Source organism: Paraglaciecola arctica BSs20135, from assembly GCF_000314995.1.
GTDB lineage: Bacteria > Pseudomonadota > Gammaproteobacteria > Enterobacterales > Alteromonadaceae > Paraglaciecola > Paraglaciecola arctica.
Genome location: NZ_BAEO01000029.1, coordinates 153,395 through 179,457 on the forward strand (window position 1 = coordinate 153,395; position 26,063 = coordinate 179,457).

Annotated in this window: 21 protein-coding genes; 14 read left to right on the top strand and 7 right to left on the bottom strand. The window is 39.9% G+C overall.

The window, feature by feature from the left end:
• Window positions 1-37 precede the first annotated feature (37 nt).
• Complete coding sequence (locus GARC_RS11535; protein ID WP_007620106.1) at window positions 38-574, bottom strand: hypothetical protein; 537 nt, start codon at window positions 572-574, stop codon at window positions 38-40.
• Between the two features lie 320 nt (window positions 575-894).
• On the opposite strand from GARC_RS11535, the gene GARC_RS27575 reads away from it, so the two are divergent.
• Entirely contained in the window at window positions 895-1,020 is a 126-nt protein-coding gene (locus tag GARC_RS27575; protein ID WP_264370922.1) for a hypothetical protein, read from the top strand.
• A 542-nt stretch (window positions 1,021-1,562) separates the two neighbouring features.
• Entirely contained in the window at window positions 1,563-4,028 is a 2,466-nt protein-coding gene (locus GARC_RS11540; protein ID WP_007620108.1) for a hypothetical protein, read from the top strand.
• Window positions 4,029-4,415: 387 nt separating this feature from the next.
• Here the strand turns inward: GARC_RS11540 and GARC_RS11545 are convergent, their stop codons facing one another.
• Entirely contained in the window at window positions 4,416-4,964 is a 549-nt protein-coding gene (locus tag GARC_RS11545) for a hypothetical protein (protein WP_007620109.1), read from the bottom strand.
• A 317-nt stretch (window positions 4,965-5,281) separates the two neighbouring features.
• Here GARC_RS11545 and GARC_RS11550 point away from each other — a divergent pair, with 317 nt between their 5' ends.
• Window positions 5,282-6,028 carry a hypothetical protein gene (locus tag GARC_RS11550; RefSeq protein WP_007620110.1) on the top strand — a complete coding sequence of 249 codons (747 nt, stop codon included), beginning with the start codon at window positions 5,282-5,284 and terminating at the stop codon, window positions 6,026-6,028.
• Window positions 6,029-6,253: 225 nt separating this feature from the next.
• On the opposite strand, the gene GARC_RS11555 is transcribed toward GARC_RS11550, so the two are convergent.
• Window positions 6,254-6,757, bottom strand: coding sequence for a hypothetical protein (locus GARC_RS11555; protein ID WP_007620111.1), 504 nt, complete (start codon window positions 6,755-6,757; stop codon window positions 6,254-6,256).
• Between the two features lie 166 nt (window positions 6,758-6,923).
• On the opposite strand from GARC_RS11555, the gene GARC_RS26750 reads away from it, so the two are divergent.
• Together GARC_RS26750 and GARC_RS11560 are read left to right on the top strand one after the other, a co-directional pair.
• Entirely contained in the window at window positions 6,924-7,097 is a 174-nt protein-coding gene (locus GARC_RS26750; protein WP_007620112.1) for a hypothetical protein, read from the top strand.
• A gap of 327 nt (window positions 7,098-7,424) precedes the next feature.
• Window positions 7,425-10,289, top strand: a complete 2,865-nt coding sequence (locus tag GARC_RS11560; RefSeq protein ID WP_007620113.1) for a TonB-dependent receptor plug domain-containing protein — start codon at window positions 7,425-7,427, stop codon at window positions 10,287-10,289.
• A 283-nt stretch (window positions 10,290-10,572) separates the two neighbouring features.
• Here the strand turns inward: GARC_RS11560 and GARC_RS11565 are convergent, their stop codons facing one another.
• Window positions 10,573-11,355 carry a hypothetical protein gene (locus GARC_RS11565; RefSeq protein WP_007620115.1) on the bottom strand — a complete coding sequence of 261 codons (783 nt, stop codon included), beginning with the start codon at window positions 11,353-11,355 and terminating at the stop codon, window positions 10,573-10,575.
• A gap of 260 nt (window positions 11,356-11,615) precedes the next feature.
• On the opposite strand from GARC_RS11565, the gene GARC_RS11570 reads away from it, so the two are divergent.
• A complete protein-coding gene (locus GARC_RS11570; protein ID WP_007620116.1) occupies window positions 11,616-12,254 on the top strand; it encodes a response regulator in 639 nt (212 codons plus the stop codon).
• An 80-nt stretch (window positions 12,255-12,334) separates the two neighbouring features.
• Here GARC_RS11570 and GARC_RS11575 read toward each other — a convergent pair whose 3' ends face one another.
• Window positions 12,335-13,441, bottom strand: a complete 1,107-nt coding sequence (locus GARC_RS11575) for a glutathione S-transferase family protein (RefSeq protein ID WP_007620122.1) — start codon at window positions 13,439-13,441, stop codon at window positions 12,335-12,337.
• Window positions 13,442-13,559: 118 nt separating this feature from the next.
• Between GARC_RS11575 and GARC_RS11580 the strand changes: the two genes are divergently transcribed.
• Complete coding sequence (locus GARC_RS11580; RefSeq protein ID WP_007620123.1) at window positions 13,560-14,888, top strand: DsbA family protein; 1,329 nt, start codon at window positions 13,560-13,562, stop codon at window positions 14,886-14,888.
• Between the two features lie 45 nt (window positions 14,889-14,933).
• On the opposite strand, the gene GARC_RS11585 is transcribed toward GARC_RS11580, so the two are convergent.
• A complete protein-coding gene (locus GARC_RS11585; RefSeq protein ID WP_007620124.1) occupies window positions 14,934-16,007 on the bottom strand; it encodes an MBL fold metallo-hydrolase in 1,074 nt (357 codons plus the stop codon).
• Between the two features lie 37 nt (window positions 16,008-16,044).
• Complete coding sequence (locus tag GARC_RS11590) at window positions 16,045-16,890, bottom strand: SDR family NAD(P)-dependent oxidoreductase (protein WP_007620126.1); 846 nt, start codon at window positions 16,888-16,890, stop codon at window positions 16,045-16,047.
• 261 nt (window positions 16,891-17,151) lie between these two features.
• Here GARC_RS11590 and GARC_RS11595 point away from each other — a divergent pair, with 261 nt between their 5' ends.
• From GARC_RS11595 to GARC_RS11625, 7 genes are all read left to right on the top strand, one after another.
• The gene (locus GARC_RS11595; protein WP_007620129.1) at window positions 17,152-18,786 is read left to right on the top strand and encodes a sulfatase; all 1,635 of its coding nucleotides are present in this window, start codon (window positions 17,152-17,154) and stop codon (window positions 18,784-18,786) included.
• Window positions 18,787-18,823: 37 nt separating this feature from the next.
• Window positions 18,824-19,390 (top strand): DUF1214 domain-containing protein, encoded by a 567-nt coding sequence (locus GARC_RS11600; protein ID WP_161603931.1) that lies wholly within the window; start codon window positions 18,824-18,826, stop codon window positions 19,388-19,390.
• Entirely contained in the window at window positions 19,387-19,908 is a 522-nt protein-coding gene (locus GARC_RS11605) for a DUF1254 domain-containing protein (RefSeq protein WP_007620132.1), read from the top strand. Before GARC_RS11600 ends, GARC_RS11605 begins: the two co-directional genes overlap by 4 nt.
• A 9-nt stretch (window positions 19,909-19,917) precedes the next feature.
• The gene (locus GARC_RS11610; RefSeq protein ID WP_007620134.1) at window positions 19,918-20,175 is read left to right on the top strand and encodes a DUF1145 domain-containing protein; all 258 of its coding nucleotides are present in this window, start codon (window positions 19,918-19,920) and stop codon (window positions 20,173-20,175) included.
• Window positions 20,176-20,381: 206 nt separating this feature from the next.
• Complete coding sequence (locus GARC_RS11615) at window positions 20,382-22,145, top strand: arylsulfatase (RefSeq protein WP_007620136.1); 1,764 nt, start codon at window positions 20,382-20,384, stop codon at window positions 22,143-22,145.
• 25 nt (window positions 22,146-22,170) lie between these two features.
• The gene (locus tag GARC_RS11620; RefSeq protein WP_007620137.1) at window positions 22,171-22,992 is read left to right on the top strand and encodes a type 1 glutamine amidotransferase domain-containing protein; all 822 of its coding nucleotides are present in this window, start codon (window positions 22,171-22,173) and stop codon (window positions 22,990-22,992) included.
• A 420-nt stretch (window positions 22,993-23,412) separates the two neighbouring features.
• Window positions 23,413-26,037, top strand: coding sequence for a TonB-dependent receptor (locus tag GARC_RS11625; protein ID WP_007620139.1), 2,625 nt, complete (start codon window positions 23,413-23,415; stop codon window positions 26,035-26,037).
• The last annotated feature ends 26 nt before the right edge of the window (window positions 26,038-26,063 follow it).

Below are 26,063 nucleotides of genomic sequence, written 5' to 3' on the forward strand. Positions count from 1 at the left end.
GAATTTTATGGGTGAAATTGGAACAACAGGTGCGAGATTAGTTAGCTTCAAAGCCATTTAATTTTGAACGATTAACGCCACAAACCATATTGCGTTGAAACATTCCAAATATCGCGAATAAACCCACTATAAAGGTGGCCAATGATGTGGCTTCTGGAACTTGTATTGATTGCTCAAGTCTTGGTGGACTGAAAGACAAAGTGCCTAAGTGATCAAACGAACTGTTATGGATAGTGGTCGCGTTAATATTGAATTCACTACTCCAAAACAGTATGCCTGTAACGCCCTGGGCTATATCGGTGACATCGAAGAAAAAGGTGAAAAACAAATCATCTAAATAGGTTTGAAAAACACCATCAATAGTAAATGCAATATCGGCGAGCGGGTCTTCGTATAAACTGGTCAAACCTAAAGTACGATCAATTGCTAACTCATCATACTCAATCAATCCGACTGTTTCGCCGCCTAATTCAACATTTTGATATAACAGACTAGCCTTTGCGATATTGCTCGAACTAAAGTAACTAACAGAAATAACAACTAGGACGACGACAAACTTTGTCCAATAACTCATTTTAACTCTCCCCTATGATCTCGCTTAAATTAATACTGCTTATTAAAAGGTGTACTTCAGACATTGTTAAGTTATTGACATCTGAATCATTTAGTTTAGATTACCAACCGTATCTTTTATAGACACGATTAACAACATATTATTCACAACACATTAACATAATCCGTACTTAGCAGCCTTTTTTGGCGTATAAATTCATAAAACCCTTCCTTATCGTATCGATATTAGATACATTTTACTTACAAGATACTGGTCATTCGATAAATGATATAAAACATTGACGGACAGTGTTGGCGTTAGTGCTGAACGAAAAAAAACTAATGACAATGATTCAATACGCGGCCTACTCGGAGAGAGATGCTGGCGCCGGTAAAGTCGATACCGATAAATGGCGAGTATGGGTAAGCACTAGTTTTCTAATAGAAGTTACAAAAGTTAGAGGGTAATTAAGCAAGTATTCCAATTCGTTAAAAATGCAGAATAATCAGCCCTTTTTATTGGATACTTAATCTTAGAGATCGACAATTGTAGACGCGGAGTTATGTGGACAGCCACCTTAAAACATTCAGCTCATGTTCAAAGCTTGAAAAACAAATAAAGGTCAATGAGCATGATCTCAGGTGAACATGTTAAACACTAAGCATCAGCATCCATGTATGTGAGAAAAGAATTATCGTGGCTGTCCTGTTAATGCCTCGGTCCTGTTAATGCCGCTCTGTTAATGCCGCTGTCCTATTAATGCCGGATACGGCTGAGTTATGGGCCCCCCAAGTTCCTAACTTGGAAAGGGTTTATCGGGTCAGATTAAAATTTAAGTTCTAAAGGATCCAAAAGGCAACGATTAAAAAAGACCAACAGATAACATGTTTATTACATAAAGCTTTACATCACTCACCAAATTGTTAGCATATTGTATACAATATATTTAAAGTTTTATTTTATGTTCTTTTATACTCCTAACAGATTTTTCAAAGTCACATATAGCCTTATGATGTTGCTGACTATTTCCTCCTGTAACTCCGTTTCACCTCCAAATGTAAGTACCGACTTCCCACAACCTAAGACCGAAATCCCTGCGCCTGCACAAATGCGAGCAGAAGTGATTGTCACGGGCCGAGTATCCACTCTAAAACACATAGACATTGTTAATGTAGGTCAGCAGATCCCCTACACTTACAGTGCTAGAAAAATCACCAACAGCACGGGTTTCCAGTGGTGGGTAAGTAAACATTTTGCCCTTAAAAGTGATTTGCCAGAGGAAAAGATACAGCTATATTTAGAGTTATTGGAGTTATCCTACCCTCATTATGTGGCCCTATTTGGTGCTGAACCGCCCAATATAGAACAGCAACGCATTGCCGTAATATATGGATCCAGTCGCACAAAAACCAGAGAAGCCATGTTGGACGATGGATTTAGGCGTGGTGTACATGATACCGCCGGTGGCGAAACCATGTATTATAATAGGGCGGGTTATAGTTTCCCCAGCAGCCGAGAGCAGCATCAGCGCTACATAGTGATCCACGAGACGATGCACGCCTACCACATGGCCCTGAGTGGTCATTCAAATTGGGCCCCTAACTGGATCACCGAAGGACTCGCCGACTCCATAGCCCATCATGTTTATGACCCAAACAATAAACAATTGACTGTCATGGTATTCGACAGAGCACCGATGAACTATGTGGAAACCGGTCTAAAACAGTACGCTGAGTTGGCTCAGCCGAGCATAGATGCAATCAATAATAACCCAGCTCTTAAGCGGGGATTAAACTTTTTCATCATTCACTTTTTGCTCGATGATGCCAAACGCGCCCAGTATTTTTCTCTGTTTAGAGACAAACTCATGGCACTTAATCCTCACAGTGAGCAAACCCTACCCACAGCCAGTAAATTGTTAAAAGAGGTGTTCCCTGACTGGCAACACCTTGAGCAGGAGTTTGCTCAATACGTGCAAAATATTCGCTCCAGTTTTCACATTGCTTCTGGTCCCTGGGAGCAAGATGGCAACGCCTACTGGATCCGCAGTAGTAATGAATCACAAATTGCCAGATTAGACATATTGCTGCCCAATAACAGGCAAACAAGCAACCACCCTATTTTCGATTTCCCGGCGCCCGCTCCTTCTCCACTCATCAACATAGATGGCAACAACAACCCCTTAGGTTTTGGTTTGCTGATCGATTTTCAGCAAGAACAAATACACAGAGGAAAAGTGGGTGTCGGCTTGGGTTTAAGCGTGCATGAAGACAATGTGAGTTTTCGGAAAAACTTTACAGGAGAAGCAAAAAATGAACTGGATCAATATCTAAGCATTAGCCTGTTGCAAGGGGACCGTATCGTGTTTAAAGGGCAAAACATCGAGGCTGATTATTACGCACAGGCCCTATCCTCAACATTACGCCTGGCTATGGCGAAGAATTTACAGTTGGGTATAAGTTTTGGCCTTGATGGGGCTAGCTTGGTGCTTAACTTAAAAGCGGGCGATGCCCAGCAAAGTATTCGTTATCCCCTAACAGCTGAGCTTACTAAGCAATTAGTGCAAGGCAATATTAGCCTGTTAGCCAGTGATGTGAGTCATAGGATCACTCCCTATTTGCAGGATAAGCGTAGCTATAACAAATATAATATGAGTACAGCGGCCAATCCTTGGCATTTCAAGCCAATGGAGAAGCTACAAAGGGTATTTAGAAGCTGTACTGCCAAGCCTTCTATATCCGAATTTTGTCAAAGCACTCTGCAATTAGCCTTTGCAAATCTAACCGACCCACAACAGCACGGGCAAATACAAAAAAGTCTAGATAAAACCGAAGCGGACATCATAGAACAGCTAAAACAAACAGCCAATCCGTCCTTAGCCGCTACCATTTCGGGGATCAGCAGCACAATAGCCTACAACCAGCAACAACCCTATATCAGAATAGTCAATGCTAGCGAGGCGAAGGTAGAAACCCTCGCACAATTACGCTGGTTAGATAGTCAAGGCCAGCTAATTAAACAACAGTCCCTAACAAGCTTTTCCTCTGCACCTGGTATTAACAACCTTGTCATTGATCAGGTCGAGGGTGCAGACAAGATCGAGCTGTCTAGCCAACTAAAATGGCAGGGACTCACCTTACAACAGCAACAATTGGCATCAGTCAAACTTTACGATGGCGTGTACTTAAGCAGCCAAGTGCAAAGTGAGGGCACTACACTTACTCTCAAAGCTCAGTTGACAGGTCCGTACTCGGGAGAAAGCGCAGGTAAGTTGCATTTTGAAGTACTGCCCTCGGATGCCGTGCTTAACTCTCGCCACAGTGAGCAGATTAGTTTTAAACCCTACGAAACTGTGCAAAAACAGCATGCATTCACCCTCAATCCTGACTATCAAGGAACAATTGAAACCCGGGTGCAGGCCGAAGTAGAAGTGGACGGAGAGGCCATACTGTTAAGCCAAGAAAATAAGCTTTAAGCCTTTTATTAGAGGGGGTTAGGTTTGATGTAACGATTTATTTTGTGTGTTTCCATGGATGGTTTTTTTAAGCGGCTATAATTTATAGCCGCTATTTTTTGCCACATGTAATGTGGTAAGTATCTGGGGTCAGGGTTAACTTAAATCTGCATTAACAGCCCAACCAAAACATTACGTGGACAGCCACCGTAAGGGAGCGCTAAGTATCAGCATCCATGTATGCGAGTACAACACAAACCTCCAAAAATCACTTGAACTGTTCTCTGTATCTCTGTGGCAAATATGATAAATCGCTTTTAAATTTAAACGGCCCTTAATACTTATACTATCCAATCAACGACCAATAAGGACTTTCATGCATACGTACTGGGCCGAGTAATTTGAGGGCTAATTTGCTACTTGGGCGCTGCTTTCGGGATTGCTGGTTGTGTCATTGACATTCAAAGTTTCACCAGTAGTGATGGTGGTCTTGGCTGTTTCTGCTTGCCATCCTTCACTTACGGTAGTCATGGTCTTAAGGTACAAATTCAAGGCCTCTTCTTTGGTCAATTGGTAATTGTTTGAAAACTCACAAGCACGGTAAAAAAATTCACGTGCCAGCAACACTGCAGGGGTTCGCCCTGACATTTCAGTTTCGTTTGATCCCCCAGAGTTGCCAGATTTTTCACCAGAATTCGATGCAGCAGTGGAGACTAAAGACAACGAAACATTGGTGTCATCCATCTGGCTAAACGTGGCGTCAGCGCCGCGGCCCAGGCAGCTATGAAACCCTGTTCCGCTAGTACTAACCGTTAGATGTGACAAACTGGCCAGTGATGAAAATATTTTGTCGTTTTTTATTTCGGCACTCTCAACTTTGGGTTCAAATAGGGTTGTACACGCTGAAACACAAAGCGCCAGGCCAACAAGAACAACTTTTAGGAAACTACTTTTCATTACATTACTCCAGCTTAGGTATAAATATTCAGATCACATCCGGCATCAAAAGCCATGTAATAGTTGGGACCATTCAGAAATAGCCGACGAAATTACAACATAGCTAGGCGACATGCAAACTTTCAATTTGCCACCTGCATTACCCCAATTAAGTCTTCACGATATTTGTTGGGTTAAAATACACTTTTAAAAAAAATAAATGAAATATTGTATAAAATTCAGTTCGAGCATAAACTTCCTGCAGTAAATTTACTGTTAAGTCATTGTTAAACTTAACTTATTACCTAAAATTAAATATAAGTATAATGAGGAAGTTTATGAAAATGAAATTTGCACAGGCTATATTTTTAGTCGGAATTCTTAATGTTTTTACGGTATCACTTGCCATAGCAGATGAACTGATATCTTGGAACAACACAGTCGCCAGTGACTTTTCTGCGCAACAGTGTGTCACTATCCATGGAACCCCCGGCACCCCTAAAAAATGCGCGTCGTCATACACCCAAAAGTATCACTGTCCAACTATCAAGCATCCTGACAAACATTGTCACCACACAATATCAGGCCCTTGCACTCCAGCAGTACCTGGCACCCCTGATGTGAAACAATGCGCCAACGTAAGTCTAGGTAATTTCAGTATTGCCGTTGATGGTGGCGTGTTCACAGAATACGCAGGCATAAACGACAGTGAAATTGCAGTGCAGACTACAGTAAATATCGCTATGTTCGGGAAACATGCCAGCCTCCCATTGACGTGCAAAATTGACATTGGCAAGAAGGTCAGTATTTGCATGAACTTGCTAACTCGTACTCTTAGTCAAACGGCCGATTCTGGTTATAGCTGTGAAATTGCCGGTGCCGATGTTGCGTCAATTTCTTCCCCAGGCGTGACTGCGAATTTTTGCATGGATGTTACGGTAGAAGGTGTAACCGGTAAACCTACAGGTAGCGTCACAGCTCGTGTTGATGCAGGCGTTGAATTTGGTAGCGCAAACGTTGCAGGTCATACACTGTCTATGGGCTCAAAAGATTGGAATCCAGCGCTGTTTAGTGTGAAATTCTAGTTACGATATTGAGTAAATAGAACTCAATTATTGAAATTGAGTTCTAAAGTTTAATCATCAACTACTAACTTGAGTTTTAAGAAGTATCTATTAAGAAGTATCTATTAAGAAGTATCTAGGGTCAGGGCTAACTTAAATCAGCATTAACAGCCTAACCATGATACCGATCGGCCAAAACCTAAGGTTTTGCATTTTATTACTATGGGTAACTTCATAATTTTGGCGCTAAATATTTTTAGCTATTAACCCCGCTTTCAACAACCCACCTTTAGTGAACAATTTTGCCGAAAATTTAGGGTGTATTCTTGAGTTGAATGCATCCAGAATTAGTTTCAATCCCGCGGCTTCTAATAATGAAATATTCACTTCTGTGTCCATTTCTGCTGATTCTACAAAATCGTCAGAGAAAGAAGGGGCGACTATCAATACCTGAGCTACTCGTTTTCCCGCGTTTTCGCAGCGGTTCACATAGGCTTTCACTTGTCTTGATGTGGAGGAATATTTAGCAAAGTCTCCATTTTTACAGGTTTTAGCTTCACCAATAATGACGTCATCTTCACTGACCGATATCAAAATGTCAGCTTGATCTCTAGCGGTGTTGATTAATTTACCAAGGTCTTCGTCAACAGCCAGTCCTAATTGTTCGAAAATTACTTTAGTGACTTCTTCAAACTTGATGCCGATTTCGGCTTCTGCAATCTCAATACCTTCATTCTTCAGAGCGGCCAAATCGCGTCTAGCTAGGGCGGCATAGTTTTCAATAAGTTTGTCAGTGGAATCAGCAAAGCTTTTTAAATTATTTAAGCGATAATTGCAAAGCCCCCCATTGTAACAAACTAATAAAATTACTATTAAATCAATACATTATAAAAAAATAAAAGCATTGGCTTAGCAGATGGACAGCTCTTGTGGCTCCTCCACTGCTTTCTCTGCTTTTAAAGTTTCAGCACAAAAAGGCTTATTTTTGGAGCAAATGACATGGGTGAAATTGGTCTTTTTAGAAACACGGCTTCACCTAGTTGAACAGCTCGACATGGATGTCGATGATCATGGACGTGTGAATGGCTAATTTGAAACGTCAAAATTAAGTAAAACAGTCCCTTGTGACCTTACAGAAGTAACCAGCCTTGAGTCGCGAGTAAGTCAAAAGAATTAAAAGAAGCAGTTAGTAATTAATTTGGACGCCCTTTTAACTAATGCTGTTTGTTTTATATTTATTTTTGCTTCCAATTTCAATATATTGTATACAATATATTGAATTCCGAATGTTGAATTCAATATGAAGAAGGCATCGTCAATATTGCATGCTCATAGACTAGGGCAATACGTATATTGGCAATGAGCAAAAAGTAAAACATTACATAATACAAAAAAGATACAGATTAAGGGGATAACCATGAATTTTAATATGCTAGAAACACCAAAAGCTCGTAGAAGCTTGCTCGCCGTTACCATAGGTGCAGCTTTTGCCACCACAACGTTGGGCTCTTTTGCTCAAGAAGCACAAGTTGAAAGTAACACGCCGAATGACTTAGAAGAACGTATTCAAGTAACAGGCTCTCGTATTACCCGTACTACGTTTGATGCACCGACTCCTACAGTTGTCGTTTCTGCCGCTGATATCAAGATTTCAGGTGCAGTGAACATCAATGACTTACTCACGACTATGCCACAATTTGGTGAAGGTCTAGATTCTACTACGGGTAACTACTCATTTGGTAATGCAGGTCTCAATACACTCAACCTACGTAGTTTGGGTACAAACCGTACGTTAGTATTAGTTAACGGTAAACGTATGGTGCCAATTTCTGATGATGCTCAGAATTTGTACTCGGATGTAGGTATGATCCCATCAGAATTGGTTGAACGTATTGAAATCTTAACTGGTGGTGCTTCTGCCGTTTATGGATCTGATGCGGTAGCCGGCGTAGTAAACTTTGTTCTTAAAAAAGATTACCAAGGTACAAGTGTTCGTGGTCAAGTAGGTGCTAGTGAAGATGGTGGCGGCAGCTCACGTAATATTACTATAACTCATGGTCTGAATTTTGATGATGACCGTGGTAATTTTTCATTCTCAGTTGATTTCCTAAATGAATCAGCACTAACTCAACGTGATCGTCGATTCTCTAATGCTTCAATGCGAAGTGTAGGTAACCCTCGTAATACAGGTCCAAATGATGGTATTCCAGATAATATAGCAACAAGAGATGCAACCTCAGTAAGGTGGGGAGGCGATGCGCCAACTTACTCTATTTGGAATAACGAATACAATGAAAGAGATTGGTTTGGTATTGATGAAAATGGTAATCCATTCAAAAGAACCAATGCTTCTAATACTTACGCTGGGTGGTTAAGTGAAGACCGAGGCGGCTTTGAAAACAAATGGGGCAATATTGAAGACCCATTTGAGCGCCTTATGGCTTATGCTCAAGTCGCATATTCGTTTGATAAATTTGATCTTGTGGCTGATGTGAATTACGTAAAAGCGGAATCAAGACAAGAGATTGACCCGCCATTTGTTTATGGGGACTGGTGGAATATCAGCGATATGGAAGCACTGGGTTGGGATATTCCAACTGCGGTCGCTGAGCACATTCGAACTGCAGATGCAGGTTGGACTGATTTGCACTTAACTATGTATGAAGCGGGTCCACGCTGGCATGAAACTGAGCGCGAATCTTTAGTTGCTAACCTAACGTTGTCTGGCCATGTAAATGACAATTGGACATGGGATGCTAATTTTACTAGTGGTAGGTCAGACAGTAATTTATTAATAGGTAATGAATTAAGAAATGATCGCTTTAATGATTCTACTTTTTCTTTGGTAGGACCATGTGTGGATAATGGTAGCTGCCCAGAATACAAAGGCTACTTCGATCGTCCATCACAAGCAGTACTTGATTATGTTTTAGATGAGCATTTTAATACAACAGAAGTTGTTAACCATGCATTCTCAGCTAACGTTGCTGGCGATCTTTATGATTTACCTGCAGGGGTAGTGCAAATGAGTGCTGGCTATGAAGTGCGTTATGAGAGCCTAGACTATAAACCATCTGAGTTATGGCAGTCGGGAAATATTTCAAGCTCACAACAGCCGATGGATGGTAGTCGTACCATTCATGAAGCTTATGCTGAGACTTTAATACCCGTATTTGCTGATCAAGCATTTGCAAAATCATTAGATTTGGAATTTGCGATACGTAAAGCAGAATATTCAACAGAAGCCTCGTCATTTACTAGCGCAAAAGCGGGTATTAACTGGTCAATCAATGATGAGCTTCGCTTCCGTTCAACCTATTCATCAGCCGTAAGGGCACCGCAATTGGGTGAGTTGTTTGGTGGTGAGTCAGTTGGCTTTCAATCTTATAACGACCCATGTGATAGAGATAACATCTCAGGTGGCCCAGCTGATGGTCGTCGTAAAGATAACTGTGCTTTGCTAGGTATAGTAGAGGATGGCTGGGAATCAAATATTAGAACGATTACTGGTAAAACTATTACTGCAGGTAACCCTGATCTGAAAGAAGAAAACGCTAAAACCCTTACTGCAGGTTTGATTTATCAACCATCCTATGTTGAAGGTTTGCGCTTCTCATTAGATTATTTTGATATCAAACTCGAAGACATGATAAGTCAATTTGGTGCTGGAGCTATGTTATCTAACTGTGTTGATTTAACACCCGGCTCTGTTGACAATGCTTTTTGTGACCAAACTTCACGTGTGACGTCAGGAGAAAACATTGGTGATGTTAATTTTGTTAAACCAGCGGATTTAAATGCTGATCAAGGCCGTCGTCGTGGTTTAGATATTGAAGCTGATTACAGTATTAACAATTTTAGATTTAAAGCAGTAGCAACACGTCAATACGAAGATTCATTAACTCAGCGGGATTATGCAAGTGGCGATAATGTTTACGAGAATGAAATTGGTGAATTAGCTATACCTAAATGGGCGGGAAAACTTATTTCTACTTATTCTGAAGGTGAATTCAGTGCAAGCTGGACATATAACTTTAGACAAGGTGGAAGATGGAATGACGATGCATCTGCTGAGTTGTATGAGACAGATCATCCAGGTAACTCAAATGTTCACCACCTTCGTGCTAGTTATAACCTAACTGATAAAGCGAATGTTTATGTGGGTATTAACAACCTGACAGACGAGAATGGTGGCGATCATTGGACTACTAGTCGTGGCTCAATTCTTGGTTGGGCTTCAATAGGCCGAAACTACTATGCTGGTATTATTTATGACTTCTAATTTTATTTAGAAAATTCTATAGACTTAATTTTATTGCGGCTCTTTGAGCCGCTTTTTTTGGAGTGTTAAATATGCAAAATACTCAAAGTTTCCTATACATTAATCTTGCTACAGATAATTACATGAACATCCATTGCAAGAGAACAAAATCAGCTTGACCGAGCCCGCTATGGTGGCTCCGTTATTGCCCTTCTCGCTTTTAATGTTTCAGCATAAATAAAGGCCTTGGTATAAATCAAGGCCTTTTCATTAGCTAATGAAATAATCATTAACCTAATGACTATCAGCGAACCCTTAAGTATTCAAAAGCAAACAGGCTTTCTGATGTTTTAGAATTGTAATACTGACAATATAACTTTTCTCCTTGGGCAGGAGCCAAAGTACTCTTCACCGCCATAACACTCAGCATAGTTTTGCCGTTAGCTTTCAACTTTTTGCTCCAAGCTGAGCTTCTGCTACTGTTACTACCTTCCGCACATGCTTCGACATTTTTCTCAGAGTGGCCACAATGTAACATCATATCTTTACCGCTTAAAAAGCTGGTTTTATATGGGAATTCTGTAGCGCCAGTTACCACGCCAGCGCCCGGATCGGCAGACTGAACACATTGCATTTGCCAATCATTAGAACTGCCCTTAGCTTTTAACTTTTTAGTATCAACTTCCATATAGATATTTTGCATAGGTTGCAAAGAAGGCAGAATACAACCTTTAGTCACCTGACCTTTTTCACGATTGATTAACCCCGTGCGTTTTTCTTTACTAAAGCCTTGCTGAAAGGTGTAGTTTCCTACATTACCAATAATAACATTACTCACTTTCAGGTCTGAACACTTAGTGAAAGATATTAAGCTGTCATCAGGCCCGTCTCCAAGGCTAATAGTGGAAGTACTAGTGGCTGCACTACCTGCACTGTCTTTCGCCTCTACTTGCTTTTCATTGGCAAGTTTCTCAGCTATTTCTTTTGACTTGTCTTTTAACTTATCAAAAATACCTGCGTTTACACTGGCTGCCATGGTCAATATCGCCGCCCCAGCAATGATCTGTTTAATTATTACTTTATTCATTTTTACCTCACTTCAAATATAAGTCCAAATCAACCAGTTAATGATCCTTCATATCAATACAGGATATACGTTAAAGAATGGTCACAGATCGAAATTCATAAGTGACAAACAAGTGTCGAGAGGATTCTATGAAAACTTCATAGTAAACATGAGTTATTTACTACTTTAGTAGTAAATTTACCGGAACAATTACTTTCAGGTATGAATTAATAATAGAACTGAGTACAGTTTAGCTAGTGCAAATTTAAGATAATTACCTAATGAAAATATTAAGTGTGGATGACCACCCACTTTTTGGCCACGGCTTAAAAGAGTTACTAACAGCAACCCAACCCGACTTTGAAGTAGTGAGTATTCAAGATCCTCAGGACGCATTAATTTACGCTAAAACACATAGCGATGTAGATATCTTAATTTTAGATCTCTCGATGCCACAAATGGGTGGGATTTCTTTTATGAGAGCTCTTATATCAAGAGATATTTATCTACCCGTGGTCATTATGTCGGCAAGCGAGGATCTTTTAGTTTTACAACAAGCACTAGAATTAGGTGCGGTTGGAATTTTATCTAAACTCTGGCCAGTTCAACAGTTAATCGACAGCATTGAAAAGATTATACAAGGGGAAACAGTTATCCCAAATCATATAGAGACAGGCTTGGCTAATATGTCTAAATTTGCTGAGGAAAACACCCAATCAATATTAAGCAAAAGGCAACTCGAAATATTAAAAATGGTGCAAGCAGGATTAAGTAACAATGGAATAGCTTCAGTACTTTATATCAGTGAATTTACGGTTAAATCACACCTACAAACTATATTCCGCATTCTGGGAGCAAAAAACAGGGTTGATAGCGTACGTAAAGCAGAAAACCTGAATATTTTCCCTAAAAAAGTTTAGGCTATCCGCTGGATGGCAATTCAAAAGAAAAAAGCATCGGTCGAGCTTTTTGAAGAGACAATTCTTTGTATTGATTAATGTTAGACAAGCTTTACACCTAAACCATGCCTTTTTAACTTAGGGCCTAACGAACCTTGCATAAAACCATCAGCTCCTAGTTCGGTGAATAATTCATCAACACTTTTTTGCTCTGTATCATTCAATTTTATGTATACATTTTGAATGCGTTGCATCATCCACAAAGTATAGCTAAATATATTTCGACTAAACTCAGCTGTGCCCATTGGAAATGAGACCCCTTTAAATATACGAGGTAATTTATCGCCACTTTTATTAGCTCTGCTTTTAACTGTTTTTTCAGTTTCAGCAACAATTTTATTCACCATAGGTAAAAACTCTCTGACAATTGCCTTTAAAATTGGCATTAATGTCTCTGGAATATTGTCGTCAGATAATAAAGGGCCTGAAGCAGCTGTGCCTTTATGGGTGCGTTCGGTCCATCTTTGTAAATTAGGCAATTTATCTATCATTTCACGTTTTGGCCAAGGATCACGATTAAGATGGCCGTACATAGGGCCTAATAAACCATAATCAGCAATGCTTGGTTTGCCGCCCAACAAATAATCATATTGTGAAAAATGTTTATCAAGCAGTGCAAGTTGCTCTCTTGTCCAAGCATCAATCAATTCATTTTGTTTTGGGTTAATACCCATACTAGGCAAATAAGCACGTAATTTCGCCATGGCGGTTTTTTCTACCACTATATTGCGAACAAAACTCGGTAGAAATGGCAATAATGCTTGGCCCCCCTCTTGTTTGAAAAGATTATAAGATTCAGGGTACATCCACCTAGTATACATTGCTGGAGTTACCCACATATCGTCAAACCAGGCTTCAAGTAACATGGCAACAATCTTTTGCTTGGGTGTTGTGATAACAATCGAACGCTCAGGGTGACGCTTTTCTAACTCGGCAATAATTTCTGTAGTATCCGACAACCACTCACCATCACATGTTTCAACAACCGGCATGGAAGAAGATCCCACTTTTTTAGGAAATTTATGCATTAAATCGTAATACCCGCATGCTTTTTCAACAAAGTTGAGCTGCTTGTAATTCATATAACCACGTAACTTCCCGGCAAAATAGGACAAGTGCCAGCCATAAAACTTATATTGTGACTTCAAATTTATCTCTTCAAAGGGTACATTAACTCATATTTTGACACATATTATGACATATAAATAAAAACAACAATGCTATAGTCATAACTTGTGACATAAAGATAAAGGGAACAAATGAAAGATGAAAAATCTAATAAAATCTTATATCACAGACATTATTCTCAGTGAAAACCGAAAAAATAAACAAGCTTCAAAAGCAGAACAAAAACGGCTAAAGCTGGGGCTGCCGCATACCTTAGAAGTATTCTTAGCTATTGATGATCCTTTAAGTTATTTGTTATTGCAGGTATTACCAGAAATCCAACAGCGTTATAAGCTAACCCTCAAAATTAAAACCGTATTGAAAAAACAGTCAGACATGTTTCCTGAATCTCAACTCTGGAATGTTAATGTTTTAAGTGATTCTAAAAGGCTTGCAAAGCTCTATCAGTTAAACGCACCAATGCAAAGTTGCCATGATGAACAAGTAACCTTGCTGGCAAGTTGTTGGTTAGTGTCATTAGAGACACAAAATAACTTCATAGATCAAGCCTTACCGATATTTGCAGCTTATTGGAATGAAAACACAGCAGACTTAGAGTGCTTAATTAACAAAGAAGCTAACACCGATATAGCCAATAATTTAACGACTTATCAAGCAATGCTTGACGCTAATGATGCCTATCTACTGAAAAAAGGCCATTACTTAGCTGCGAGCATTTTATACGCTGGCGAATGGTATTGGGGGTTAGAAAGATTACACTATTTAGAACAGCGCCTAAATAAGTTACTGAGCTTAGACGAGCCGCAGCTAAAGTACCACAAGCTGCATGAGTTATATCAGCCCCTTACGAACAATTGGCAACCAAAGGCCGACAAGCTAAAAACACCACTGGTCATCTATTTTTCGGTACGTAGCCCCTACTCTTACTTAGGCTTAGTACGCGCGGTTAAACTTGCAGATCATTATCAAGTTCCTCTTGAGCTAAAACCCGTGTTACCTATGTTAATGCGTGGCTTGCCGGTACCTCCGAAAAAAAGTATATACATTGCTTTAGATGTAAAACGAGAAGCCCAGTGTTATGGCATTCCCTTTGGAAAAATAGCGGATCCATTAGGTAAAGGTGTTGAGCGTTGTTATTCGCTTTTTGACTTTGCTGTTTCCCAAGGTAAAGGTACTGAATTTATGCTTAACTTTACGCGTAGCGTATGGGCAGAGCGAATTCGCTCTGAAACCAATCAAGGCCTTAAGAACATTGTTGAGCAATCGGGTTTAGATTGGCAACAAGCCAAAATACAGCTTAAAGATAACAGTTGGAGAATATGGGCAGATAACAACTTAAAAGAAATATATAGCTTAGGCTTATGGGGTGTGCCGAGCTTTAAATATGAAAATACCGCTGTTTTTGGACAAGACAAGCTACTATTTGTTGAACAAGCAATTAGAGAAAATCTTAAGCCCCAGGGCTAAAAAGCAACTGACTAACAATCCTAAACCCTTGTATTGGTATAGAATTTACCAAATTAACTCTTCAATATTAATATCTTTGCTTTGTACAGGTAGTGAAATAAAGGTACCGTCTTTTCCAAGGGTGAAATCGCCCGAATAAACCTCGTCAACCCCTGCTACAAACAGTGACTCCAAAGTTGAAACAGGTAATGGTGGAATAATATGGTTAAACACTAAATGCCCAACCTTTGCTTGTTGTGCTGTTTCAGCCGCTTCAACGGGTGTTGTATGATAATCCAAAATATCCAGGGTGATTTTCACTACATTGTCACGGCCAATTTCCTTGGCACGTTTATTTATGAACATGACTAACTCTTGGGATAACGCTTCATGCAAAAGTAGGTCGGCACCAGAAGCAAATTTTGCAACTGCATCAGATTTAACGGTGTCACCACTTATCACCACTGAACGTCCTTTATAATCGAAGCGATAACCTACGGCGGGATCTACAGGTTTATGATCGGCTTTAAATGCAGTCACTTTTAATCCATCTTGTTCATAGACCACAAGACCATCAGCCCCCTTAGTCAAATTGAAAGGCACAGCTAAAGCATCACTGCCACTTGGTGGCATTGTTGTTTCACCATGATGGGCGGTACGATATTGATCATCTTGTTGGTAGGCTAGATTAAAACCAGCCACAACTTGCTCTACCCCACGAGGGGCAATTACCGGCACAGCAGTATTACGAGTGCCGTTAGCCCATAGCTGCATAATTAATTCACCTAAACCATCAATATGATCAGAGTGAAAATGTGTTAAAAATATAGCCTCAACATTGCTTAAAGGAACACGGCCTTGTTGTAAAATTTTTGCGGCAGAACTACCTACATCAACCACATAAACCTTATTCCCAGCAATGATTGCGGTGCAAGGCCCAGAGCGCTTTACATCAAACATAGGCGAGCCCGCACCACATAAATACACATGTAACCCGTCAGGCAGATTTGTCATTAGGTTACTAGTGAGGTTTTTTTCAATGGTGCGTTCCATTATTTTTAGGGTAATGATTTCACGATTAAAAAACACAGCAATGGCTAATACAAACACGCTTATTAATACAATTTTTACTGTTTTCATTTTTAGTTCCTAAAAATATTGGTGCAATAACGAATTTTTAATTTTTGATAAAAGCAAACTTGCTTTCTATTAGGTTAAAAAATCTGTCTGGCATTAAACGTTTAAAGTGATAAGCAAAGGTAGCCTGTTTACCAGCTGTAATTAATGTCTTATTTTTCTCTATGGCTTTTAAGGTTTTTACTGCTAATTGTTCGGGAGTAATAGTGCTTTTCTCAAACATTTTTTTGATAACTTTGTGGGCTCTAGGAGTATCGAAACGACCAAACAACTGTACCTTTTCTCCTATAGGCGTTTTCACAAACTCAGGGCAAACCACTGTCACACCTATTTTTTGTGATGAAAGCTCATGAGCTAACACTTCACTGAGAGAAATCACGCCAGCCTTAGTTGAGCTGTATGCCGCCATACCGTTTGGACATAAATAAGCGGCGGCTGAAGCTATGTTAACAATATGCCGCTTTTGGCCATCTAATTGGAATTGCTTTTCCATATCCGGAAGTAAATTTTGTAATACTGATACCAGTCCGCGAACATTAAATTGATACAGACGATCCCACTCTTCCAGCGGTGTATCAATTAAAAAACCACCACTAACGATACCGGCACTATTTACAACTAAATCGGCACAAGGGGCGATGTTACGCACTAGGCTAGCAAGTTGATTAACAGCCTCTACATTAGTCACATCTATACTGGCGATATGGGTATTCACCTTGTATTGTTTTGCTAATTCAGTCGCAGCAGATTGTAATTTATCTTTATTTCTAGCCACCAATAACAAGTTAAAACCTTGTTTTGCTAACGCTTCAGCTATTGCGTAACCAATACCGCTTGAACCACCTGTTACAAGGGCTAGCCTGCCTTCAACATTATGAACTTTCATATATTCCTAATTATTTTTCACATATGTAACATAATCATTCTCAGTTATGTCATAACCAATGTCAATATATGCAAAATGCTATATCAAAGTGATTTAGATCGTAAACAAGATCCACAGGTTTCACTTGCGTCATCAAAAAAATTATGACACGTTATATGACATAACTATTTTTAATTATAAAAACACGCTTGTTAAAAAATGTCTGAAGCACTTGTTATTTTTTAAGCTATGACAACTTTTTTTACTTGTGGAGAAAAAATCATGTGGAAAAAGTTAGTTGTTGGTATTACGGTTTTTATTGCGATCTGCGGCTCTTTATTATGGCTAAACCGAATTGAGGTTATGCTGTATATAGCTGCAAATAAAGATAAAGCCCCTGTAGCTGATAATCGCGATGTGGTTTGGCATACAGGACCTGCACAGCCAAAAGGTAAGCCGAATGTCGTTCTGATATTGACCGATGACATGGGTATCAACGATGTTTCCACCTTTGGTGGCGGCATGATAAACACACCTAATATTGATAAATTAGCAGCAAAAGGAGCTTTGTTTACTAATGGTTATTCGGGGCATGCCAACTGTGCACCTTCTCGAGCAGCTTTGTTAACAGGGCGAGATGCCTCTCGCACCGGTTTCGATGTAACACCAATACCCGACGGGTTTGGTCGCATGATTGCCATGATCGAAAACAAAAACTCCAAAGGCCGTCCACCAGTAGAGTATTTTCCAGAAATTGATAAAAATAATCCGACTTTTAATAACAGAGGATTACCTGGCGAAGAAATTACCATAGCTGAATTAATGCAAGATGCAGGTTATCGCACTCTGCATATAGGAAAGTGGCATTTAGGACGTACCGACGAAATGATGCCAAATGCACAAGGCTTTGATGAAAGTTTAATGATGGCATCAGGCTTGTATTTACCCGTTGACCACCCAGAAGCTGTTAATGCTCAAGTAGAGTTTTCAGGATTAGACAGATTTATTTGGGCAACAATGGATTACGCTGTTACCTGGAATGGTGGCGAACGATTTGCGCCTAGAGGTTATCTAACCGATTATTTCACTGAAGAAGCAGAACGTGCCATTGAGGCCAACGCTAACCGCCCTTTCTTTTTATATCTAGCTCATTGGGGGCCGCATAACCCAGTGCAAGCCAAAAAATCTGACTATGAAGCCGTGGGTGACATTCAACCACACCGTAAACGGGTGTATGCCGCAATGTTACGTTCCCTAGACCGCTCTGTAGAACGAGTAATGGCTAAACTTGAAGAACAAGGTATAGCAGATAACACTATAGTCATACTTTCTAGTGATAACGGTGGCGCGGATTATGTAGCAATAGATAACTTAAACAAACCTTATCGAGGCTGGAAAAGCACCTTCTTTGAAGGCGGTATTCGTGTACCTTTTTCAATCACTTGGCCCGGTGAAATTGAAGCTGGTTTGATTATCGACGAACCCGTTAATCATTTTGATTTAATGCCGACTATAGTCAACGCTGGTCAAGGTAAACTGCCGCAAGACAGAATACTTGATGGACGCGACTTAACACCACTTTGGAACGGCGCAGATGGCCTAGATCGTGAAAATGGTGCTATGTATTGGTTCACCGGTAATTACCGTGTGGTACAAGCAAAGGGTTGGAAACTACAATTAAACCCTAGTTCAGACCAAGTATTTTTATTTGATTTAAATACCGATCCTACCGAGCAAAATAATCTGGCTGCCACTCAACCAGAAAAATTAGCAAGTTTAATCAAACTAATTGATGAACATTTTGCTGATGCAGTAGCTAGTTCTGGTTATTCAGTTATTTCAGCCCCCATTACCGTAGATAAACACCTAGGCGTAGAAATGGTTGCTGGTGATACCTACATTATGTGGAATAACTAATATGCATAATCTGGCAAGAACAATGCGGTTTTTGCTAATGTTGATTGGGATTCTTACTGGGATCTTTATCGGCGTATCGTCAGGTATGTGGCTACTTAAAGCAGAAATAGCCAATACTTCAACAAAAAATGGGGCTTGGTCATACAACCCCCATGTAGGCAGTAAAGACGCCAGTGGTTTAACGCGAGCTGCTGTCGCTGTCATTGGATTTTTAGGCTTGGCTAAAGAGGAAAGTATTTATTTTATAGCCAACAAAGATGACAACAACGATCTGTTATCAGGCGCTTGTAGTTATAAAGTAACTGGCATGATATCTCCTGATGATGCTCGCTGGTGGAGTATTACGGTTTATGATACCAACACCAACAAACTCATTAAGAATCCCCAAAATCACTATTCCTTTAACGGCGATAATATCGAAAAAATGCAAAACAGTAGCTTTGTATTCCACATTTCTGCTAACAAAAAAGCGGGCAATTGGTTGCCAATACAAAAAGATCCACAATTTGATTTAACCTTGAGAATGTATAACCCATCTAAGACCTCCAGTGAACAAATCGCCACCCTAGACTTACCGAAAATCAGCAAAGAGTCTTGCCCATGAATATCCGTAATTGGCTTTTAATAACCTTAAGCAGTGCTGTTATTTCATGTGTTGTCACACTCTACTTTACGCCACATATTCTTATGGCTGGTATTAATCTAAAAGCCCATATTAGTAATGGCCACGGGGTACTCTCTATAAGACCAAAGGCTGAAGCAGGCAAAGATGATATTGTCAGAATGAGTCCAGACTTATTGTATTCAGCCTGCCCTTTTAGCTTAGCAGAAGGCGCTTATAGAATAACATCACCCAACATTGGCAGTTATTTATCCATGTCTATGTTTGCCCATAATAGTGACAATTTTTTTGCTATCAATGACCAACAATCTCCTCAAGGTTTTGACATCATATTGGCCAAAAAGGGACAACAAATCGACCTTCCTACAGGGGCGACATTAGTAGAAACAGACAGCCCTTATGGAATTATATTAATGCGTTATTATCTTGGCGATAAAAAACTGAGCACCATTAATAAGTTTCGCCAACAAGCAAAATGCGCAGTATTTAAACAGAAATAAGGAAAGAACATGAATCAAAATCTATTAACTATAGGCAAATGTATCCTTGCAATCATTTGGTTGTTTGTAATTGCCGCAGTAATCATTCCAACACTCGCGCTATATCCAGCATTTTTTCAAAGGCTAGGTGTCATTCTCGTGGTTGTCCACATCATTGAAATGTTTGTTTATAAAGGATTACTTAAGAGCACAAACGACTACTTGCAGGTTTTATTATTTGGCTTGTTACATGTTAAGTCTGTTGTTAAGCCTGCAGAAAAAGAATAGTAATACATCCCAAAAATAACAAATTTATTTTGTCATAAACTATGCGAATAGATGTTGTTGTTTTAAATAAAAGCGAATAAGTTAGTTTTACCTTTTCGTAAATCCAAAATTTGGTGCATTGAAAAATGAACGAAACAGGTGGTGCTCATCCTATAGAGCTCGGGCATAGACAGTGTCTGTAAACTATTGACTATATGGAATATTAAATGAAAGTTATTGCCCTGATATTAACAGTCGTGTTGTCCATAAATGCAGAAGCGACTCCCTTGTTAGTGACTAAAGATAACACTCGTCCGAATATACTTTTGGTCATGCTTGATGACGTCGGTTTTATGGGCTTAGGCGTCTATGGCAGTGACGCTGTCACCCCGAATATCGACAAAATAGCGCAACAAGGCATGCAATTTTCTCGCTATTACACAGCCCCTATGTGTGGGCCAAGCCGAGCGATGCTCATGACAGGTCAAGACAGCCACCAAGTTGGTATGGCGACTTTAGTCGAATCACTGACACCAGAGATGGAACAACATCCTAGCTATTCTATGGAATGGCAAGACAATCAAAAAACCCTAGCAAGTCGTTTAAAAAAAAGTGGCTATCAGACTTTCGTTTCAGGCAAATGGGGCATAGGACGTAATGGTAAAAACCTTCCTCATCGTTTTGGTTTTGACCGGTCTTTTGTATTAGATGCGACGGGCGCCAGTAACTATCAAGAAAAGCCATATATGGCACTTTATAAAACCGTAAAATGGTTTGAAGATGGCAAGCGCGTGTCACTACCAGAGGACTTCTACTCTTCTCGAGATCTAGTGGACAAGATGATTACCTATGTTGATGAAGCAGATACAAATAAACCTTTTTTTGCTTACCTGTCATTACAAGCGATCCATATACCTGTGCAAGTCCCTCTTGAATATATCGATAAATACAACGGAGTATTTGATCAAGGTTGGGATGAAATGCGAAAACAACGACTACAAAAAGCTATCAACCTTGGCTTAGTGCCCAGCTCTACCACACTTGCAAATGTGCCAGAAAGTCATAGAAACTGGGATGAGTTAAGTACAGCTGATAAAACCTATTGGGCGCGTATGATGCAAGTAAATGCTGGGATGACAGAAGCGGCTGACTATCACATTGGGCGGTTATTAAAGCACCTAGAAAAACAAGGCAAGCTAGATAATACCCTAGTTGTTATCACCTCAGATAATGGCAGTGAGTACAATACCATAGGTCAAGGTGCCAATAGCGTCATTGAAAATATTGGCACTAAGCTGTGGATGCAATCACTAAACTGGGATACAGATTTAGACAATCTAGGACAACGCGATAGCTTAGCAGCTATTGGACCTGAGTGGGCGTCGGTTACATCTGCACCTTTTAATCTATACAAATTTAACAGCTCAGAAGGCGGGCAGCGTGTGCCGCTGGTTATGTCAGGCCCAGGTATAAGAAACTTAGGCCTAGTGTCAGGCCGTGCCCATATAACCGATATTGTACCTACCTTACTTGAACAAGCCGCTGTGCCATTTAATCCAGATGAATTTTATGGGCGTAGCTTAACACCCATGTTAAATGCTCAAGTTGATGATGTATGGGGTGATGATAGTTTTGCCTTTGAAACCAGTGGTAATGCTTCTGTGTATCGCGGCAACTGGAAAATTGCTTTAATAAAACAACCTTTAGGCGACGAAATATGGCATTTATACGATGTCGTCAACGATCCCGGTGAAACGACTGACTTAGCCACTAAATTCCCAGTGTTGTTTCAAGAAATGCTTAATGAATATCAGGCATATTCGAAGATGGTGGGCATAATTGAATTAGCAAAAGGTGAAAACGCCATTAATCAGATTAGAGCAAATGCAATTAAAGAGAGGGTTACAGACAACTGGCCAAAAGTATTAATACTGCTAGTAGTTATCGGACTCATAGTTTTTGGCATTAAAAAAGCCAAACAAAAACACTAACTCATTATTTATATAAGGACTTCTCATGAACAAGTTATTTTATTTTTTTATCGGCATTTTTGCTTTAGTTGCTATCGTTTACTTTGGGCTACCTAAGTTACTCAATAGCCTAGGCCTGCACCCGCACTATGACATTCCAAAATACACTTTGTCTGAAAAGCGTGCGCTGATCATCACCACCAGCCACGATACCTTAGGTGATTCTGGAAAAGCTACTGGGGTTTTTGGCTCGGAAATGACAGTGCCCTACTACGCATTTTTAGACGCTAATATAAAAGTTGATATAGCTTCGATTAGAGGAGGTGAAATTCCAGTTGAACCAAACTCTATGGGGTGGCCATTGGCTACACCAGCAGACTACCGTTTTAAAGAAGATGCTATTGCCATGGCTAAACTTAACAATTCTATAGCCATCAGCGACATAGATGTCACTATGTACGATGTGGTATTTTTAGCCGGCGGCTGGGGCGCTGCTTACGATTTCGCCCAATCGGAAGATTTAGCAAACCTAGTCACCCAAGCTAACGCAAATAACGCTATTCTAGGCTCGGTTTGTCATGGTGCACTAGGCTTAGTCAATGCCAAAGACACTGACGGTTCAATATTAATTGCAGGTCGCAAAGTAACAGGTGTTACCGACAAGCAACTCGAACAATTGGGGATCACCTTAACACCACTACACCCAGAGACAGAACTGCGTAAACGTAAAGCATTATTTGAAGCAAATACCGCTTTTAGAGATATGTTAGCAACCCATGTGGTAGTTGATGGCAACTTAGTTACGGGGCAAAATCAAAATAGCGGCGCTGAAACTTCACATCGTATCTTAGAGCTACTTGCTAACTGAGCCCCCTCCTTATTGACCAGATAAACTCAATTAAAAACTTATCTGCTCAATAATAATGATAAAAAGTACCAAGATTAGTTAAGCCATAAACGCCAAAATACCAGCGTGGAGTATATGTAACCTGAGCGCTAGATAAGCCATACCATCCAACACCACTATTGCTGCAATCACACACCTTGATTAAGCTCCCTGAAATCTCACAGAGTGTTCTTTCTTTATGGAAATCGGATTACTCTAATTAGGCCTACAACTCAGTTTAATTTATATTTATGACTCTCTACAATATATTGTCACTTATTGTGACTATTTTGTTAACAGAAGTATTGACAACACTTATGACACAATGTTTTTATAGTGACAAGTGATATAAAAAAACAATAGACACCAAACAATGATTAAACATTTTATTTGGGGAGCATCATGAAAAAAACACTACCAAACAAAACTCCATTAGCGGTTCTTATCCCGTTACTTATTTCAAGCCATAGCTTTTCTGCAGTTGCAAAAGAAGCAGTCGAAAATGTTTCTGCGCTAGAAGTCATTGAAGTAACAGCGCAAAAACGTGTACAAAATCTACAAGAAGTACCTATTGCTGTGTCTGCCATATCAGGAAACGCAATTGCAGAAGGTGCAATTAAAGATATGTTTGATTTACAGGCTTCGGTGCCTTCGTTGACTATATCTGATTCCCAAAGCTCTACTAAACCTATGTTTGCTATTCGTGGTGTTGGTACTTCTTCACAAAATTCAGGTTTAGAATCATCGGTAGGTATGTATGTAGATGGTGTTTATCGCTCACGACAAAGCTCAATGATCAACAATTTTGTTGATGTTGATGTAGTAGAAGTATTGCGTGGCCCACAAGGTACTCTTTTTGGTAAGAACACCCCATCAGGTGCAATTCAAATCCGCAATATTGCTCCAAGCCATGATGAAGATGATGGCTTTTTTGAAATGACGTTAGGCAATTATGGTCTAACAAACTTTTCTTTTGCCAAGTCATTATCGGCAATTGAAGATGTATTAGCATTTAGAGCGACTGCTTTCACTTCCCAAAGAGATGGTTATATCAGTGATGTGAATTTAGGAAAGGACGTTATTAGCAATCGCGATCGTTTTGGTGGTCGTATCCAAGCTCTTTACACTCCCAACAACGATATCAGCGTAAGAATAATTGCCGATTACGCTGAAATAGACGAAAATTGTTGTGCCTCATTTGCATCTGTAAGTAATACTCAAGCATCGGATGTCGCTGGTAAATTTGGTACCGATGCACTCCTTAGACAACCACCTTTTAATGCAACTATTGTTACCCCAGGTCAATTTTCCGACCCTACAGTTGCAATCAATTTTTTACCTCAATCACAGTTAAAAGACTCTGGGATATCGGCACAAGTTGATTGGGATATTAATGATGAACTAACAATAGTGTCTATTACTGCCAGTCGTAACTTCGATACCTTCGATAATGCCGATACAGATATGACAAATGTGGACTTACTTAGTCGAAGAGATGAGATAGAACAATCGTCATTTTCCCAAGAACTTAGGTTCGATTATAGTAACGATAAACTTAATGCCACTGGTGGCCTTTTTTACTTTACTCAAGACTTAGTCAGCGAACTTGAGATTACTGTGGGATCCGATTTTAATCATTTTGCCCTTCAAGGTGTACTAGGCGGAAGTTTAAATTCATTATTACAAGGCATAGACCAAGTAAGTGCAATGACGGGCGGCATGCTCCCTCCTTCTGCAACCGCTATCAATGTGGCTAGCTATTCTGCTAACGCAACACAAGATCATAAAAGCTGGGCTGTTTTTGGCCAGTTTGATTACCAACTAACAGAAGAGTTAATAATTACTGCAGGTCTTAGATACACAGATGAAGAAAAGGAAATGCTTAATACTTTCCCATACAGTTATGCCAACGGAAATACCCAACCAACCGATATTACCAGTACTGGAAACCCTGCTTATCCAGCAACTATAGTGCCTGGTAGTTTATTGTATGCTGCGGCGGCAGCTCAACAAGCATTACAGGCATTAGGTTCAGGAAATTTAATACCAGGCACACCAGCATTTATGCAAGCAGCTAGTGCCTTAACACCTTTCCAGAAGGAAGGCTGGTTAGCTCAATCAATTGCGCCAATTTCAGCACTAAAAGCGGATATAAACGAATCATTAAGTGATGACCAAATAACAGGTACCATTAAACTTTCATGGCAAGCTAATAGCGACAGTCTGTTATATGCGTCTTATGGGACAGGTTATAAATCTGGCGGAACCAATACAGAAAAAATTGCCTTAGGACTTGATCCCTTATTTGATGCTGAAACGTCAAAGGCTTTCGAACTTGGCATTAAACAAGATTTTCCAGAGATTAATTTAAGAATTAATGCGGCAGTTCACCGTACGGTTACAGAAGATTTCCAAGCTTCTTCTTTTATCGGTACAGGCTTTACCTTGCAAAATGCCGGCGACCTTAGCGCAACAGGCATTGAAATAGAGTCATTATGGATACCTGTTCAAGGCACAAAAATAAACCTGGCATACGCCTATACAGATGTTACTTATGATGAATTTAACCAAGGACCTTGTTGGTCAATCACCCCTTGGCACACAGGTGAAGTAGATCCAGGGCAAGTTTACTTAGCAAATGGAGCGCCAGCACCTTATTGTGACCGTGCTGATGATAAACCATTTGGTCAACCTAAAGTGTCAGGATCTTTAAGTATTCAACAAGAGCTTATGCTAAATGAGAACTTTTATGCTTATGCCAAGTTGTCTTACGACTATATGGGCTCTATGTATACTGAAAGTGCTAACGATCCGATATCAAAGGTTGATAGTGTTGGGAAGTTGAATGCCCAACTAGTCTTCAACTTTGAAAACTATGATACTCATGTCATCTTATGGGGTCGCAATATCACCGACGAAGATGCGCAAGGTCCACTATCTTATGCAGCGGTGATGCAAACAGGAAAATTGCTTAGCTTCTATAGTGAACCTGCAACTTATGGTATTACAGTCAAAACGCGATTTTAATCGTAAAAAGTCAATAACACCCTAAT

Excerpts from the sequence above, each read along its gene's own strand:
- GARC_RS11535 (WP_007620106.1), bottom strand. The coding sequence starts at position 574 with ATGAGTTATTGGACAAAGTTTGTCGTCGTCCTAGTTGTTATTTCTGTT.
- GARC_RS27575 (WP_264370922.1), top strand. The coding sequence starts at position 895 with ATGACAATGATTCAATACGCGGCCTACTCGGAGAGAGATGCTGGCGCC.
- GARC_RS11540 (WP_007620108.1), top strand. The coding sequence starts at position 1,563 with ATGATGTTGCTGACTATTTCCTCCTGTAACTCCGTTTCACCTCCAAAT.
- GARC_RS11545 (WP_007620109.1), bottom strand. The coding sequence starts at position 4,964 with ATGAAAAGTAGTTTCCTAAAAGTTGTTCTTGTTGGCCTGGCGCTTTGT.
- GARC_RS11550 (WP_007620110.1), top strand. The coding sequence starts at position 5,282 with ATGAAAATGAAATTTGCACAGGCTATATTTTTAGTCGGAATTCTTAAT.
- GARC_RS26750 (WP_007620112.1), top strand. The coding sequence starts at position 6,924 with ATGGACAGCTCTTGTGGCTCCTCCACTGCTTTCTCTGCTTTTAAAGTT.
- GARC_RS11560 (WP_007620113.1), top strand. The coding sequence starts at position 7,425 with ATGAATTTTAATATGCTAGAAACACCAAAAGCTCGTAGAAGCTTGCTC.
- GARC_RS11565 (WP_007620115.1), bottom strand. The coding sequence starts at position 11,355 with ATGAATAAAGTAATAATTAAACAGATCATTGCTGGGGCGGCGATATTG.
- GARC_RS11570 (WP_007620116.1), top strand. The coding sequence starts at position 11,616 with ATGAAAATATTAAGTGTGGATGACCACCCACTTTTTGGCCACGGCTTA.
- GARC_RS11580 (WP_007620123.1), top strand. The coding sequence starts at position 13,560 with ATGAAAAATCTAATAAAATCTTATATCACAGACATTATTCTCAGTGAA.
- GARC_RS11585 (WP_007620124.1), bottom strand. The coding sequence starts at position 16,007 with ATGAAAACAGTAAAAATTGTATTAATAAGCGTGTTTGTATTAGCCATT.
- GARC_RS11590 (WP_007620126.1), bottom strand. The coding sequence starts at position 16,890 with ATGAAAGTTCATAATGTTGAAGGCAGGCTAGCCCTTGTAACAGGTGGT.
- GARC_RS11595 (WP_007620129.1), top strand. The coding sequence starts at position 17,152 with ATGTGGAAAAAGTTAGTTGTTGGTATTACGGTTTTTATTGCGATCTGC.
- GARC_RS11600 (WP_161603931.1), top strand. The coding sequence starts at position 18,824 with ATGTTGATTGGGATTCTTACTGGGATCTTTATCGGCGTATCGTCAGGT.
- GARC_RS11605 (WP_007620132.1), top strand. The coding sequence starts at position 19,387 with ATGAATATCCGTAATTGGCTTTTAATAACCTTAAGCAGTGCTGTTATT.
- GARC_RS11610 (WP_007620134.1), top strand. The coding sequence starts at position 19,918 with ATGAATCAAAATCTATTAACTATAGGCAAATGTATCCTTGCAATCATT.
- GARC_RS11615 (WP_007620136.1), top strand. The coding sequence starts at position 20,382 with ATGAAAGTTATTGCCCTGATATTAACAGTCGTGTTGTCCATAAATGCA.
- GARC_RS11620 (WP_007620137.1), top strand. The coding sequence starts at position 22,171 with ATGAACAAGTTATTTTATTTTTTTATCGGCATTTTTGCTTTAGTTGCT.
- GARC_RS11625 (WP_007620139.1), top strand. The coding sequence starts at position 23,413 with ATGAAAAAAACACTACCAAACAAAACTCCATTAGCGGTTCTTATCCCG.